Genomic DNA, 11,706 nt, shown 5'->3' with positions numbered 1-11,706 from the left:
GGGAGCCTACGGCCGGGACCGTAGCGTTCCCGCGCGACGCGCTCGCAGCTGCCTGTCATGGTCCGCCCGTCTCAAGGAGGACTCGATGACCATCCCAGCCGCTTCAGCACCCGCACGCTCCGGACAGGCGACGGACCTTGTCCTGCTGTTCGTCCTGGCGACGCTCTGGGGCGCCTCCTACAGCTTCATCAGGATCGGCGTCGAGACGATCCCGCCGCTGACGCTGATCGTGGCGCGCACCCTGATCGCCGGCGTGATCCTGCTCGTCGTCATCCGGCTGCGCGGGTTGGCCCTGCCGCGCGATCCCGCCATCTGGCGGCGCTTCCTGATCCAGGCCTGCCTCAACAGCGCCGTGCCCTTCACGCTTATCGCCTGGGCCGAGACCAGCGTCGAGGCCGGCCTGGCTTCGATCCTGAACGCGGGCTCGCCGATCTTCGCGTTCCTGTTCACCCTGGTCCTGGCGCGTGGCGAGGCGGCTGCCGGCCGCAAGCTCTTCGGTGTTGCTGCCGGCATGCTCGGAGTCTGCCTGATCGTCGGCGTCGAGGCGCTGTCGGGCTTCGGCCGCGAGCTCTGGGCCCAGCTCGCTCTGGTCGCGGCTGCGGTCTGCTATGGCGGGGCAGCGCTGTTCGGGCGCAATTTCAAGGGGCTCGATCCGATCATGCCCGCGGCGGGCTCGCTGCTCTGCGGCGCGGCGGTCCTGATTCCCTTCAGCCTGTTCGTCGACCGGCCCTGGACGCTCTCGCCTTCGGCCGCCTCGATCCAGGCGCTGCTGGCGTTGTCGCTGTTCTCGACCGCGCTCGCCTTCATCATCTATTTCCGCCTGATCGACAGGCTCGGGACGGTCGCGACGACCTCGGTCGCCTATCTGCGCGTGCCGACCGGCGTCGCCATAGGCGTGGTTTTTCTCGGCGAGCGCCTGAGCCCGACCGCCTGGACCGGTCTCGCGTTGGTGCTGATCGGTGTGTTCGCGATGACCCTGCCGGAGCGCAGGCCGCCCGCCCGCTAGGCGAGCGCGAGCAAAGAAAAAGGCCCTGCGGCAGCGCCGCAGGGCCTCTTCGTTCTGGAGCTGAGGAGGTCCTCAGGCGCCGAGCGGGTTGAACTTGGTGACGCCGCGGAAGAGGTTGCGCAGGAAGCTCTGCTCCTCGCCGCCGGTCGGGGTGGTGCGGCTGATGAAGTCGAAGATCACGCCGTCCTGCAGGCCGTAATTGGCGATACGCTCGACCTTGAAGGCCTTGTTGAAATAGATCACCAGCACGCGCTGGTCGATCACCGTGAAGTCCTGGAACTGGAAGCGCCGGCGCACGGTCTGGCTGATGTAGTAGAAGGTGCGGTTGCCGACCGTCGAGGTCGTCGAGGGCGTTCCGAGCGTGGTCAGCACCGCCTGCACGTCCATGCCGGGCCTGACCTTGGCGATCAGCTCGTCATCCATGATGAAGCCGCGCGTGAACTCTTCGTTGAGGCCGGCGGAAGTCGGGACGCGGAAGCCGTGATTGGCGCCGCTGCAGGCGGCGAGCGGCAACATTGCGGCGAGCGTGCCGATCAGGACAGTGCGGCGGGTCGGAGCGGTCATGCGGGGAAGGTCCAACGGCAGGCACGCGACAGCGAGGCCGCGCTTGTCATGAGGGGTACGCTTGGCGTAACGCCCGAGCATGGCTTTGGCAAGGCGAGCGCAATCGCAAGCGCAATCGGTGGAGTGGCGGCAGTGATTTTCGGTCTGTTCGGCAAGAGACCCGACCGGATGGCGCCGGTCAACGCCCTGATGGCGCGCATCGTCGCAGCCTCCCGGGAGCCCGCGCTCTATCTCGAAGGGCGTGTGCCCGACGATTTCGAGGGGCGCTTCGAGGCATTGACGCTCCATGTCTTCCTGGTATTGCGGCGGCTGCGTGAACTGCCGGCGCCTGCCGCGGAGGTGGCGCAGGATCTCGTCGACGCCAATTTCAGCTATCTCGAGCTCGGTTTCCGTCAGGGCGGCGTCAGTGACGTCTCCGTGCCGAAGCGAATGAAGAAGATCGGCCGCAGCTTCTATGGCCGGGTCGGCGCCTATGAGGAGGCCTTCGCCTCGGGCGAGCCGGGTGCGCTGGCCGCCGCGCTGGGGCGCAATGTTTCGCCGCAGGCCGATGCTGAGGCCTTGGCCCGCCATGCCCATGCCGCTGCGGCACAGTTGGCGCCCCTTGATCTCGACGGTATTCTCACCGCCGATCCGATTTTTCCCAAGTTTGAGAGCAGCCTGTCGAAATGAGTTCCGCCAGCAAGGACGCGTTGCCGCTGCGCCATCCCGTTCGCGTCGAGACGATCACGCTGCGGCCGATGACCTTCGAGATCGCGGCGGCGCAGCCCGACTTCGCCGCGATCGCGCGCCACATCGGCGTCGCTTCGCTTGAGTCGCTGAAGGCGAGTTATTCGCTGTCCCGCAATGGCGATCGGGTCAAGCTCGAAGGCAAGATCACCGCGGCGCTGCACCAGACCTGCGTCGTTACGCTCGAGGCTTTTCCCGTTGCGCTCAAGGTGCCGGTGAAGCTCGATTTCGTGCCGGAGGCCGAATTGGCCACCTTGGCGGCTGGCGATACAGGCGAGGGCGAGATCGACATCGAGGTCCTGCTCAACGAGGAGGATCCGCCGGAGCCGATCGTCGACGGCGTCATCGATCTTGGCGCGATCACCCTCGAATTCCTGGCGCTGGCGCTCGATCCCTATCCGCGCAAACCTGGCGTCAGCTTCGATGAGACTGCGCCGGAAGCGGCACCCGAATCGCCTTTCGCGGCGCTGGCGCGCCTGAAGGGCTCGGAATGATGCCAGCCCCGGCCGCGGCTTTTTCTTGCGGCCGGCGTTCAACTCGCTATTGTCCCGCCGCGTCGAGCCGCTCCAGCCAGGGGCGCCGCCCCTGGAACTGATCGCCTCCTCATGACACGTCCGGTTACACTCGCGCTCGATGCGATGGGCGGCGACCACGGTCCGTCCATCGTCATCCCCGGCGCGGCCCTTACGCTGGAACGCCGCCCTGACGCCAAGTTCGTGATCTTCGGCGATCAGGCGCAGGTCGAGCCGTTGCTCGACGCCCATCCCAAGCTCAAGGCCGCGACGGTGTTCCATCACACGGACGTCTCCGTGAAGATGGACGACAAGCCGAGCCAGGCGTTGCGCTATGGCCGCTACAAGTCCTCGATGTGGCGCGCCATCGACGCGACCAAGACCGGCGAGGCGGACGTCACCATCTCCGCCGGCAACACCGGCGCGCTGATGGCGATGTCCAAGTTCTGCCTGAAGTCGATGCCGCAGGTCGACCGCCCGGCGATCGCCTGCCTGTGGCCGACGGTGCGCGGCGAAAGCGTCGTGCTCGATGTCGGCGCGACCATCGGCGCCGACGCGCAGCACCTCGTCGACCTCGCCGTGATGGGCGCGGCCATGGCGCGCGTCGTCTTCGACATCGATCGCCCAAGCGTCGGCCTGCTCAATGTCGGCGTCGAGGAGATCAAGGGCGTCGAGGCGGTCAAGGAAGCCGGCCGCATCCTGCGCGAAAGCAATCTGGCCCATCTCGACTATCAGGGCTTCGTCGAAGGCGACGATCTCGGCAAGGGCACGGTCGATGTCGTCGTCACCGAAGGCTTCACCGGCAATATCGCGCTGAAGACCGCCGAGGGCACGGCGAGGCAGATCGGCGAGTATCTGCGCGCCGCGATGGGCCGCTCGCTGATGTCGAAGATCGGCTACCTCTTCGCCCGCGGCGCCTTCTCCGCGCTGAAGGACAAGATGGACCCGCGCAAGGTCAATGGCGGCGTCTTCCTCGGCCTCGAAGGCATCGTGATCAAGAGCCATGGCGGCACCGATGCGATCGGGTTCGCCAGTGCCGCCGAAATGGGCTACGAGATGGCGCGGGAGAACCTGATGGCGAAGGTGCGCGAGATGGTCGCGTCGACCGCGCGCCCGGATGCGAGCCCGAAGAGCATGCAGCCGGCCATCGGCGAATAGGGAAGAGAGACGCTCCTTTGTCCATCCTGCGATCCGTCCTGCGCGGCTCCGGCTCCTATCTGCCGGCGCAGATCGTCAGCAACGCCGATCTGGCGAAGAAGATCGACACCACCGACGAGTGGATCGTGCAGCGCACCGGGATCCGCGAGCGCCGTATCGCGGCCGAGGGCGAAACCACGGCCACGCTCGGACTGAAGGCGGCGCAGGCGGCGCTCGCCGATGCCGGCATGGACGCGAGCGAAATCGACCTGATCATCGTCGCGACGGCGACGCCGGACAACACTTTCCCGGCGACGGCGACGCAGATCCAGGCCGAACTCGGAATCAGCCATGGCGCGGCCTTCGACCTGCAGGCCGTCTGCTCCGGCTTCGTCTTCGGCCTCGCCACCGCCGACAAGTTCCTGACCAGCGGCGCTGCCAAGGCCGCGCTGGTCATCGGCGCCGAGACTTTCTCGCGCATCCTCGACTGGGAGGATCGCACCACCTGCGTGCTCTTCGGCGATGGTGCCGGCGCTGTCGTGCTGACGGCCGAGCCTGGAACCGGGACGCTTGCCGACCGCGGCGTGCTCACGACCCATATCCGCTCCGACGGGCGTTATGCCAACAAGCTCTATGTCGATGGCGGGCCGGGCTCGACCAAGACGGTCGGCTTCCTGCGCATGGAGGGCCGGGAGGTCTTCAAGCACGCGGTGGTCAACCTCGCCGAGACGGTGCGCCATACCTTCGAGGAGACCGGGCTCTCCGGCGACGATATCGACTGGTTCGTGCCGCATCAGGCCAACCGCCGCATCATCGACGCCACCGCCCACAAGCTCGGCATCGGTGAGGAACGGGTCGTCATCACCGTCGACCGGCATGGTAACACCTCCGCCGCCTCGATCCCGCTCGCTTTGGCCGAAGCGCATGCGGACGGGCGCATCAAGCGCGGCCAGCTCGTGCTGATCGAGGCGATGGGTGGCGGCTTCACCTGGGGTTCGGCGCTGATCCGCTGGTGACGGTCCTTCAGGGCCTCACGCTAAGTTACTTCGATTTATCGACTTTTTTGGCGGTTATCGCCGCAGATTCTTGCCATTTCAACCTGAGCGTGCAGCGCGAGGATTGACCCGAATTGCCTTGGCGCCTAGAGCAGAAGGCGAAAGCGGGGCCGGTCATCTGCACAGGCTCCGCGCCGACACTTGGTTGAGAGACGGACACGTTTTTTCGGATCGGGGCGCCCCGTGCGTTCATCCGAAGGCGGCCGGCTCTGGCGTCCGCCGTTTCTGGTAGGGGATGCTTCGACAGGGTAGTGGCTGCTCTATAACGCCTTGGAGGGAGCTGATGGCAGGGCAAACTGTGACGCGCGCGGACCTTTGCGAGGCGGTCTATCAGAAGATCGGCCTGTCGCGGACGGAGTCGTCCAAGCTCGTCGAAGCGGTCCTCGACGAGATCTGCGATGCCGTGGCGCGCGGCGAGAATGTCAAACTTTCTTCGTTCGGCTCGTTCGTCGTACGCGACAAGGGCGAGCGAATCGGGCGTAATCCCAAGACTGGCGTAGAAGTTCCGATCGAGCCGCGTCGCGTCATGGTTTTCAAGCCCTCGAACGTGATGAAGGCCCGGATCAACGGGCAGAACGGCGAGGGTGAAGACGAGTGAGCCTGGAGTTCCACAACGGCGATACAGAGGCCGAATTGGACACCAAGAGCCCAGACGCTTTCCGGACCATCAGCGAGGTCGCCGAAGACCTCGACATACCCCAGCATGTGCTCCGCTTCTGGGAGACGCGTTTCTCCCAGATCAAGCCGCTGAAGCGCGGCGGCGGCCGGCGCTACTACCGCCCCGACGATGTCGCCCTGCTCAAGGGTATCCGCCGTCTGCTGTACGGCGAAGGCTATACCATCAAGGGCCTGCAGCGGATCCTCAAGGAGCAGGGGCCGCGCCACGTCCAGGCGATCGGCCGCGGGGCCGAGATCGCGCCGCCGCCAGGCTCCGCAGCTCGGCCCGCCACGGTTGCGGCGGGACCAGCCGAAATGGCCGCCAATCCATCGTTGCGGCCGGCTCCCGCTGGCGAGCCGGGCTTCGCCGCCAAGGCTCTCCTTTCTTCCATGTCGCAGGCGCCTCAGCCGGCTGCTTTCGGCGACGACGAACTGGCCTTCCTCAAGACGACGCTGCTGGAGCTCGCCGAATGCCGGCGGCTGCTGCGGGCAGCGCTGAGCTCCGGGGCGGTCGAGGAAGCCTGATCGCGCCAGCGGGCCCTTGCGCAGGCCATCCGCCGTCGATTGCGGGGCCGCTTTCCTTCTCCGCGTGAACTGCCCAGCTGCCGAACAGGAGGGCCGCGATGGCCTGGACCTATCTCTTCTTCGCCGGTCTCTTCGAAATCGGCTGGGCGATCGGGCTGAAATATACGCAGGGCTTCACCCGGCTGGTCCCGACCGTGCTGACGGTCGCCAGCATGGCGGTGAGCCTCGGTCTGCTCGGCCTCGCGCTGAAGAGCCTGCCGCTGGGCACCGCCTATGCGATCTGGACCGGCATTGGCACCGTCGGCACGGCGATACTCGGCATCATCCTGTTCGGCGAACCGGCGACGGTGCTGCGGCTGCTCTGCATCGGCCTGATCGTCGCTGGAATCGTCGGCCTCAAGCTGGTTGGTTAGGAGGCAGGGCTAGGAACCTCAGCGCCGGAAGGCGTCGGGCCAGAAGCCGCTGCGCTCCAGCAGCAGGATCAGGACGATCACGGCGAGCGTCACCACGAGCGTCATCAGCTTGGCGTTCCAGGGCGTGCCGCGGCCGATCAGCCAGATCAGCGTCAGGCCCATGATGAGGGGGATCGCGATTTCCATGGCGGCAGTCTAAAGCGCGCTGCGGCCCGATGGAAATATCAAAGGCGCAACGCCTGCCTTTCCGGCAGTGTGAGCCCGCAATGCGTTCAGCTCGCGGCTGAAGCCTGGGCGTCCTCCGCCGGCTGGATCTCGGCCTCGGCCACACCCTCGATCAGGGGCCGCAGGCGGACGAGCTCGCTCGCCATGAAGTCGAGGAACAGGCGCACGCGCGGCGCCTGGCGCAGGTCCGGATGAGTCAGGAGCCAAAGGTCCGCGGCATAGCCGGCCTGCGGCGGTCCGAGACGCTTCAAACCGGGGCGCTTGTCGCCGATGAAACAGGGTAGGAAGCCGATCCCGATCCCGGCCTCGACCGCTTCGGCGAGGCCCAGCACCGTGTTCAGCTTGTAGACGACGCGATCGGCCTCGATGTGCTTCTGCACGTACTGCACGACCTTGAAGGCACCGAACTGGTCGTTGAGCGAGACCCAGCGCCGCTGCGCCAGCGTGCCCTGGTCGGCAGGCGGCCCCTCCGGGAAGTCGGCCCCACGCCCATAGAGCGCCCAGCCGATCCGCGCGGCGCGCCGACCGACGAGGTTCTCCGGTGGCGTATCGGTGGCGCGGATCGCGACATCCGCATCGCGCTTGGAGAGGTTGAGCGCCTGGTTGCCGAGCAGGACATCGAGCCGGATGTCCGGGCATTGCCGCATGAAGGCGCCGAAGAGCGGCGTCAGCAGCTCGACCAGCAGGGAATCATTGGTGGTGACGCGCAATTCGCCGGCGGGGACGATCTCGCGACCGGCGAGGCGGCGGGTGAAGCCGGCGATGTCGTGGTCGAGCCGCTCCGCCAGCGCCGCCATCTCCTCGCCGGCCGGCGTCGTGACATAGCCGCTGCGATGGCGCTCGAACAGGCGCGTGCCGAGCGCCTCCTCGATCTGGCCGAGGCGGCGAAACACCGTCGAATGGTTGAGGCCGATCAGCTCGGCCGCCGCCGGCAGGCTGCGGGCATCGGCAATGGCCTTGATCAGGCGGAAATCATCCCAGGCGACGGTGTAGGGCGGGTTCGGCAAGGCGTCGGCTCCGGGGGCAGGGCGCCCGTTGACGGGGGTCCATAAAATGGTGCGGGCGGCGGGTTGGAGCAACCCGCCGCCCGTTCAGCCGGAAATCGGTGCCTCAGGCAAGGGCGGCCTGGCGCGAGCCCGGGAGCGGACCGGAGCGCAGGGCGAGCGCGCCGTCGCCGATCAGCACATGGGCGAAAGCCGTCAGCGCGAGGAACGCCGGATACTCCCAGCCGCCATTCGGGGCGGTGAAGAGCCAGCCATTGGGGGCGTGGACGGCGAGCGCGCCGAGCAGGACCGGCAGCAGCGCCAGCGAGACATAGCGGCCATAGAAGCCGGTCAGGATGGCGAGGCCGCCGACGAGCTCTGCGAGGATGATCGGCCAGGCCAGGAAGCCCGGCAGGCCGAGCTGGCCGAGGAAGCCGGCAAAACCCGGAACGGTGAAGACCGCGAGCTTGAGATAGGCGTGGGCGATGAACATCAGGCCGAGCGCAACGCGCAGGCCGAGGGCGCCATAAGGGGCGAGACGGGTGTCGATCATGATGGTTCTCCGAAGGTCGCGAGGAAAGGCGGGGTCGTTCTGCGGAGAAAGATGCGCGTCGCTGCTGTGCAATTCAAATATCGATTTAGCGATACTGAAATTGCATTATCGCAATCAATTTGGACTGGCCTGCACGTTCGCGATCACCATCTTGGCGTCAACGAGGGCGGCGTTCCGCAGCCCGAAAGGACCGCCACCATGCAGATCAACGGCATCCACCACGTCACCGCCATTGCTGGCCCGGCGCGCCGCAATCTCGATTTCTACAGCCGCATCCTCGGCCTGCGTCTGGTCAAGAAGACCGTCAATTTCGACGACCCGACGACATGGCACCTCTATTTCGGCGATGCCGATGGCGCGCCCGGCTCGATCCTGACTTTCTTCCCCTGGGAGCATGTCGCGCCCGGCCGGCTCGGCGTCGGGGAGACGCAGGAGACGGCATTCCGCATTCCCGCGTCGGCGCTGGACTATTGGACGCAGCGTTTCGTTGGCCTCGGCGTCGTGCATGATGCGCCAGAGACGCGGTTCGGCGAGACGGTGCTCGCCTTTCGCGACCCGGACGGCATGCGCCTCGCCCTCGTCGCGGTTCCCGGCAGCGAGAGAGAGCCGAGTTGGGACAATGGCGAGATTCCCGGCGCCTTCGCGATCCGCGGCTTCCACGGGGTCACTCTGCTGCTGACCGAGACCGGTCCGACCGCTGCCATCCTGTCCGAGGTCTTCGGTTTCGCCGAGGTCGGGCGCGAGAACGGCATCGTCCGGATGCAGGCTGCCGGCACCGTCCAGGGCGGGGTCGTCGACCTGCGCGAGGGGCGCGGTTCCCTGCCTGCCCGTCTCGGTGGCGGCTCGGTCCACCATGTCGCGTTCCGCGCCCGTGATGATGCCGAGCAGGCGCGGATGGTGAAGCTGCTGTCCGACAGATTCGGCCTGCGCACCACCGGACAGCGCGACCGCAACTACTTCCGCTCGGTCTACTTCCGCGAGCCCGGTGGCGTGCTGTTCGAGATCGCGACCGACGCTCCCGGCTTCGCCGCTGACGAGCCGGCCGAAAGCCTCGGCAGCGCCCTCAAGCTGCCGTCGCAATACGAGAAGCGCCGCGGCGAGATCGAAGCCGCGCTGCCGGCCCTGGTCTGAGCCGCTTCGGCGCGCTGCTTCGGTGCGCCGACGTGCTCTCGATCACAAAAGGAGACGAATCATGGTTGAATCCTCTGCCTTCATCCACCGCTTCGAGCCGGCGACCGCGCCGGGCCTGCCGCCGCTGCTGCTGCTCCACGGCACCGGGGGCGACGAGAATGACCTCTTGCCGCTCGGGCGTGCCGTGCTGCCGGGCGCCGCGCTGCTCTCACCGCGCGGCCAGGTGCTGGAGGGCAGCATGCCGCGCTTCTTCCGCAGGCTCGCCGAAGGCGTCTTCGACGAGGCGGACCTGACGAAGCGCACACATGAGTTGGCGGATTTCATCGCCGATGCTCGCACGCGCTATGGGCTGCAGGCCCCGGTCGCGCTCGGCTTCTCGAACGGCGCCAACATCGCCGCCGCGTTGCTCTTGCTACGGCCGGAAGCGCTCGCCGGTGCCGCGCTGCTGCGGGCGATGGCGCCCTTCGCAAAGCCGCCGGAGGCGCAGCTTTCAGGCAAGCCGGTGCTACTGCTCTCGGGTGAGCTCGACCCGATCATTCCGGCGGCGAATGCGGCTGGCCTTGCGGCAACGCTCGAACGGGCGGGTGCTGCGGTGGAGCATCATGTCCTGCAGACTGGCCATGGCCTGTCCCAGGCGGATGTGGGCCTGCTCGAGAAGTGGCTTGCGGGGCAGCGGGCGAAGGCCGCGTAGGTGTGGCGTCGCCCCGTCTAGGCGTAGGAGGACGCGGTCAGGCCGGCGGGCAGGCGCTCAGGCGCGCTTCGAGAGATAGCACATCAGCCCGAGCCCGCCGAGCATGACCGATATCATGTAGGGCCCGAACAGGCAGGCGACGAAAACCGCCGCGATGAAGCCGAGCATGAGGCCGTTGCGCCAGTCCAGGATCATGATGACAACCTCCTCCTCTGGTGGGCAGCATCATAAAGATAGAGTTGACCCGCTGAACCGCATTTGAATGAAATGCGTTAACCGAACATTGCAGCGGCGGGACTTTCGTTAATGGGCTTGCGGTAATCTCGGCAGCTCTGCCGCTTCACTCGCGACAACTGGCCGGCGGCCATATTCCGGGCAGAGCGCGACGATTCTTCCGGCCAGCGCGGCGTTCGATGAGCGGGCGTCGCGCCAGATTCGCGCGCAATCTGCGTCGAAGCAGTCCGCTCGGCGGTGCCGATCGAAACAACCGGACTGTCGCGCCTGCTCGGCGGGGAACCCGTATCGGCGGCGGTGATGATGCAGGGCGGTGTCATCGCTGGCAGCCTCTCACTGTGCGGCCAGTCAAAATGATTCCCGCGAAGCTGGCAAAGTTAGGGCGGGCTCCCCCGCAGGTCCTGCAAGGCGCTTGCGGCTCTCGCGCGCGAGGTTCACCTTCCTGCGATGGTCACGCTTCTCCTTGCCATCTCGATGCTCGCGACCGTCGCGACGGCGCTATGGCTGGCTTTCGAGGGCAATGCCGTGATGGCGCTGCCCTTGGCGATCGTCTTCGCCGGTCTGCTCAGGACCATGGTGCGCCGCAGCCGGCGCCTGGGGATCACGCCGGCCGAGATCGCCGGGCGTCGGTCGGAGCCGAAGCGCGACTGATCCTGCAAGCCCCGCGAACGAGCGGCCCGGCTCCTGCCGGGCAGTCGTTCCGGCTCAGCCGTCGTTCGAGGAGTTGAGTTCGTCCGGCGTCAGGCCATCGCCGCCGCCGATGCCGGCCGCCTCGCGCAGCACCGCGTTGATTCGGTCCTGCCAGCCCGGACCGCCGCTCTGGAAGTGCTCGAGCACTTCGCGGTCGATCCGGAGGGTCACCATCTCCCGCGCCCCGGGAACCACTGCCCGCTTCGGGGCCGGTGCCTTGGGGGGCGCCGGCTTGAAGAGCGCTTCCGCGAGCTTGCGAGGATCGCTCGGCCGGCGGGTTCTGTCATGGCTCATGGTCGTGCCTCTGGTGAGGATGCGGCAGGCCTGGCTGGCGGCGCACTGCTCCGCCCGCAGTTGGCTTCGATCACGTGCCCCGGCAGATGCGAGGGCAGGGCGCCCGCAGCCGAGACTGAACAGAATGAAAAATGGTCGGAGCGAGAGGATTCGAACCTCCGACCCCTTGTCCCCCAGACAAGTGCGCTAACCGGGCTGCGCTACGCTCCGACGGGTCGGCTTATAGAGGCGCTGCCGCCGCGATGCAACGCGCCAGATGGGGAAGCATGCAAATCTTCGGTGGGCAGGTCGATACCGGTGGTTTGCCCCG

General features: G+C 67.1%; 17 protein-coding genes and 1 tRNA gene. 11 read left to right on the top strand and 7 right to left on the bottom strand.

Annotation, left to right across the window (positions count from 1 at the left end):
• Positions 1 to 85: 85 nt before the first annotated feature.
• Positions 86 to 1,006, top strand: a complete 921-nt coding sequence (locus RKE40_RS09260; RefSeq protein WP_316017939.1) for a DMT family transporter — start codon at positions 86 to 88, stop codon at positions 1,004 to 1,006.
• A gap of 72 nt (positions 1,007 to 1,078) precedes the next feature.
• On the opposite strand, the gene RKE40_RS09255 is transcribed toward RKE40_RS09260, so the two are convergent.
• On the bottom strand, positions 1,079 to 1,570 hold the full coding sequence (locus RKE40_RS09255) for an outer membrane protein assembly factor BamE (protein WP_316017938.1): 492 nt from the start codon (positions 1,568 to 1,570) through the stop codon (positions 1,079 to 1,081).
• Positions 1,571 to 1,759: 189 nt separating this feature from the next.
• On the opposite strand from RKE40_RS09255, the gene RKE40_RS09250 reads away from it, so the two are divergent.
• The 7 genes from RKE40_RS09250 (at position 1,760) to sugE (ending at position 6,595) form a co-directional block, all read left to right on the top strand.
• Complete coding sequence (locus tag RKE40_RS09250; RefSeq protein ID WP_316017937.1) at positions 1,760 to 2,239, top strand: ubiquinol-cytochrome C chaperone family protein; 480 nt, start codon at positions 1,760 to 1,762, stop codon at positions 2,237 to 2,239.
• Positions 2,236 to 2,790: a YceD family protein gene (locus RKE40_RS09245; RefSeq protein ID WP_316017936.1), complete on the top strand. Its 555-nt coding sequence runs from the start codon at positions 2,236 to 2,238 to the stop codon at positions 2,788 to 2,790. Before RKE40_RS09250 ends, RKE40_RS09245 begins: the two co-directional genes overlap by 4 nt.
• 111 nt (positions 2,791 to 2,901) lie before the next feature.
• Positions 2,902 to 3,966, top strand: coding sequence for a phosphate acyltransferase PlsX (gene plsX, locus RKE40_RS09240; RefSeq protein WP_066474506.1), 1,065 nt, complete (start codon positions 2,902 to 2,904; stop codon positions 3,964 to 3,966).
• 17 nt (positions 3,967 to 3,983) lie between these two features.
• A complete protein-coding gene (locus RKE40_RS09235; protein WP_316017935.1) occupies positions 3,984 to 4,961 on the top strand; it encodes a beta-ketoacyl-ACP synthase III in 978 nt (325 codons plus the stop codon).
• 322 nt (positions 4,962 to 5,283) lie between these two features.
• The gene (locus tag RKE40_RS09230; RefSeq protein ID WP_066474510.1) at positions 5,284 to 5,598 is read left to right on the top strand and encodes an integration host factor subunit alpha; all 315 of its coding nucleotides are present in this window, start codon (positions 5,284 to 5,286) and stop codon (positions 5,596 to 5,598) included.
• The gene (locus tag RKE40_RS09225; RefSeq protein WP_390893296.1) at positions 5,595 to 6,182 is read left to right on the top strand and encodes a MerR family transcriptional regulator; all 588 of its coding nucleotides are present in this window, start codon (positions 5,595 to 5,597) and stop codon (positions 6,180 to 6,182) included. Before RKE40_RS09230 ends, RKE40_RS09225 begins: the two co-directional genes overlap by 4 nt.
• 98 nt (positions 6,183 to 6,280) lie before the next feature.
• Positions 6,281 to 6,595, top strand: a complete 315-nt coding sequence (gene sugE, locus RKE40_RS09220; protein WP_316017934.1) for a quaternary ammonium compound efflux SMR transporter SugE — start codon at positions 6,281 to 6,283, stop codon at positions 6,593 to 6,595.
• A gap of 18 nt (positions 6,596 to 6,613) precedes the next feature.
• On the opposite strand, the gene RKE40_RS09215 is transcribed toward sugE, so the two are convergent.
• From RKE40_RS09215 to RKE40_RS09205, 3 genes are all read right to left on the bottom strand, one after another.
• Positions 6,614 to 6,781: a hypothetical protein gene (locus RKE40_RS09215; RefSeq protein ID WP_316017933.1), complete on the bottom strand. Its 168-nt coding sequence runs from the start codon at positions 6,779 to 6,781 to the stop codon at positions 6,614 to 6,616.
• An 86-nt stretch (positions 6,782 to 6,867) separates the two neighbouring features.
• Positions 6,868 to 7,827 (bottom strand): LysR family transcriptional regulator, encoded by a 960-nt coding sequence (locus RKE40_RS09210; RefSeq protein WP_316017932.1) that lies wholly within the window; start codon positions 7,825 to 7,827, stop codon positions 6,868 to 6,870.
• Positions 7,828 to 7,930: 103 nt separating this feature from the next.
• Positions 7,931 to 8,356 carry a DoxX family protein gene (locus tag RKE40_RS09205; protein ID WP_316017931.1) on the bottom strand — a complete coding sequence of 142 codons (426 nt, stop codon included), beginning with the start codon at positions 8,354 to 8,356 and terminating at the stop codon, positions 7,931 to 7,933.
• A gap of 198 nt (positions 8,357 to 8,554) precedes the next feature.
• Here RKE40_RS09205 and RKE40_RS09200 point away from each other — a divergent pair, with 198 nt between their 5' ends.
• Positions 8,555 to 9,487: a ring-cleaving dioxygenase gene (locus tag RKE40_RS09200; RefSeq protein ID WP_316017930.1), complete on the top strand. Its 933-nt coding sequence runs from the start codon at positions 8,555 to 8,557 to the stop codon at positions 9,485 to 9,487.
• A gap of 61 nt (positions 9,488 to 9,548) precedes the next feature.
• A complete protein-coding gene (locus RKE40_RS09195; RefSeq protein ID WP_316017929.1) occupies positions 9,549 to 10,178 on the top strand; it encodes an alpha/beta hydrolase in 630 nt (209 codons plus the stop codon).
• Between the two features lie 57 nt (positions 10,179 to 10,235).
• Here the strand turns inward: RKE40_RS09195 and RKE40_RS09190 are convergent, their stop codons facing one another.
• The gene (locus RKE40_RS09190; protein WP_316017928.1) at positions 10,236 to 10,373 is read right to left on the bottom strand and encodes a hypothetical protein; all 138 of its coding nucleotides are present in this window, start codon (positions 10,371 to 10,373) and stop codon (positions 10,236 to 10,238) included.
• A gap of 486 nt (positions 10,374 to 10,859) precedes the next feature.
• Between RKE40_RS09190 and RKE40_RS09185 the strand changes: the two genes are divergently transcribed.
• Positions 10,860 to 11,063: a hypothetical protein gene (locus RKE40_RS09185; RefSeq protein ID WP_316017927.1), complete on the top strand. Its 204-nt coding sequence runs from the start codon at positions 10,860 to 10,862 to the stop codon at positions 11,061 to 11,063.
• A 54-nt stretch (positions 11,064 to 11,117) separates the two neighbouring features.
• Here RKE40_RS09185 and RKE40_RS09180 read toward each other — a convergent pair whose 3' ends face one another.
• Positions 11,118 to 11,396, bottom strand: coding sequence for a BrnA antitoxin family protein (locus RKE40_RS09180; RefSeq protein WP_316017926.1), 279 nt, complete (start codon positions 11,394 to 11,396; stop codon positions 11,118 to 11,120).
• Positions 11,397 to 11,528: 132 nt separating this feature from the next.
• Positions 11,529 to 11,606, bottom strand: a tRNA-Pro gene (locus RKE40_RS09175).
• Positions 11,607 to 11,706 lie beyond the last annotated feature (100 nt).

The sequence above is a fragment of the Allobosea rubneri genome (assembly GCF_032464875.1).
Classification (GTDB): domain Bacteria; phylum Pseudomonadota; class Alphaproteobacteria; order Rhizobiales; family Beijerinckiaceae; genus Allobosea; species Allobosea rubneri.
The sequence above is the reverse complement of the archived record's forward strand: the minus strand, read 5'-3'. Positions and strand labels throughout refer to the sequence as shown.

Bases quoted from the DNA above. Each gene is read 5' to 3' on its own strand.
- RKE40_RS09180 (WP_316017926.1), bottom strand. From the start codon at position 11,396: ATGAGCCATGACAGAACCCGCCGGCCGAGCGATCCTCGCAAGCTCGCG.
- RKE40_RS09255 (WP_316017938.1), bottom strand. From the start codon at position 1,570: ATGACCGCTCCGACCCGCCGCACTGTCCTGATCGGCACGCTCGCCGCA.
- RKE40_RS09200 (WP_316017930.1), top strand. From the start codon at position 8,555: ATGCAGATCAACGGCATCCACCACGTCACCGCCATTGCTGGCCCGGCG.
- sugE (WP_316017934.1), top strand. From the start codon at position 6,281: ATGGCCTGGACCTATCTCTTCTTCGCCGGTCTCTTCGAAATCGGCTGG.
- RKE40_RS09195 (WP_316017929.1), top strand. From the start codon at position 9,549: ATGGTTGAATCCTCTGCCTTCATCCACCGCTTCGAGCCGGCGACCGCG.
- RKE40_RS09185 (WP_316017927.1), top strand. From the start codon at position 10,860: ATGGTCACGCTTCTCCTTGCCATCTCGATGCTCGCGACCGTCGCGACG.
- RKE40_RS09215 (WP_316017933.1), bottom strand. From the start codon at position 6,781: ATGGAAATCGCGATCCCCCTCATCATGGGCCTGACGCTGATCTGGCTG.
- RKE40_RS09230 (WP_066474510.1), top strand. From the start codon at position 5,284: ATGGCAGGGCAAACTGTGACGCGCGCGGACCTTTGCGAGGCGGTCTAT.
- RKE40_RS09250 (WP_316017937.1), top strand. From the start codon at position 1,760: ATGGCGCGCATCGTCGCAGCCTCCCGGGAGCCCGCGCTCTATCTCGAA.
- plsX (WP_066474506.1), top strand. From the start codon at position 2,902: ATGACACGTCCGGTTACACTCGCGCTCGATGCGATGGGCGGCGACCAC.
- RKE40_RS09205 (WP_316017931.1), bottom strand. From the start codon at position 8,356: ATGATCGACACCCGTCTCGCCCCTTATGGCGCCCTCGGCCTGCGCGTT.
- RKE40_RS09245 (WP_316017936.1), top strand. From the start codon at position 2,236: ATGAGTTCCGCCAGCAAGGACGCGTTGCCGCTGCGCCATCCCGTTCGC.
- RKE40_RS09190 (WP_316017928.1), bottom strand. From the start codon at position 10,373: ATGATCCTGGACTGGCGCAACGGCCTCATGCTCGGCTTCATCGCGGCG.
- RKE40_RS09260 (WP_316017939.1), top strand. From the start codon at position 86: ATGACCATCCCAGCCGCTTCAGCACCCGCACGCTCCGGACAGGCGACG.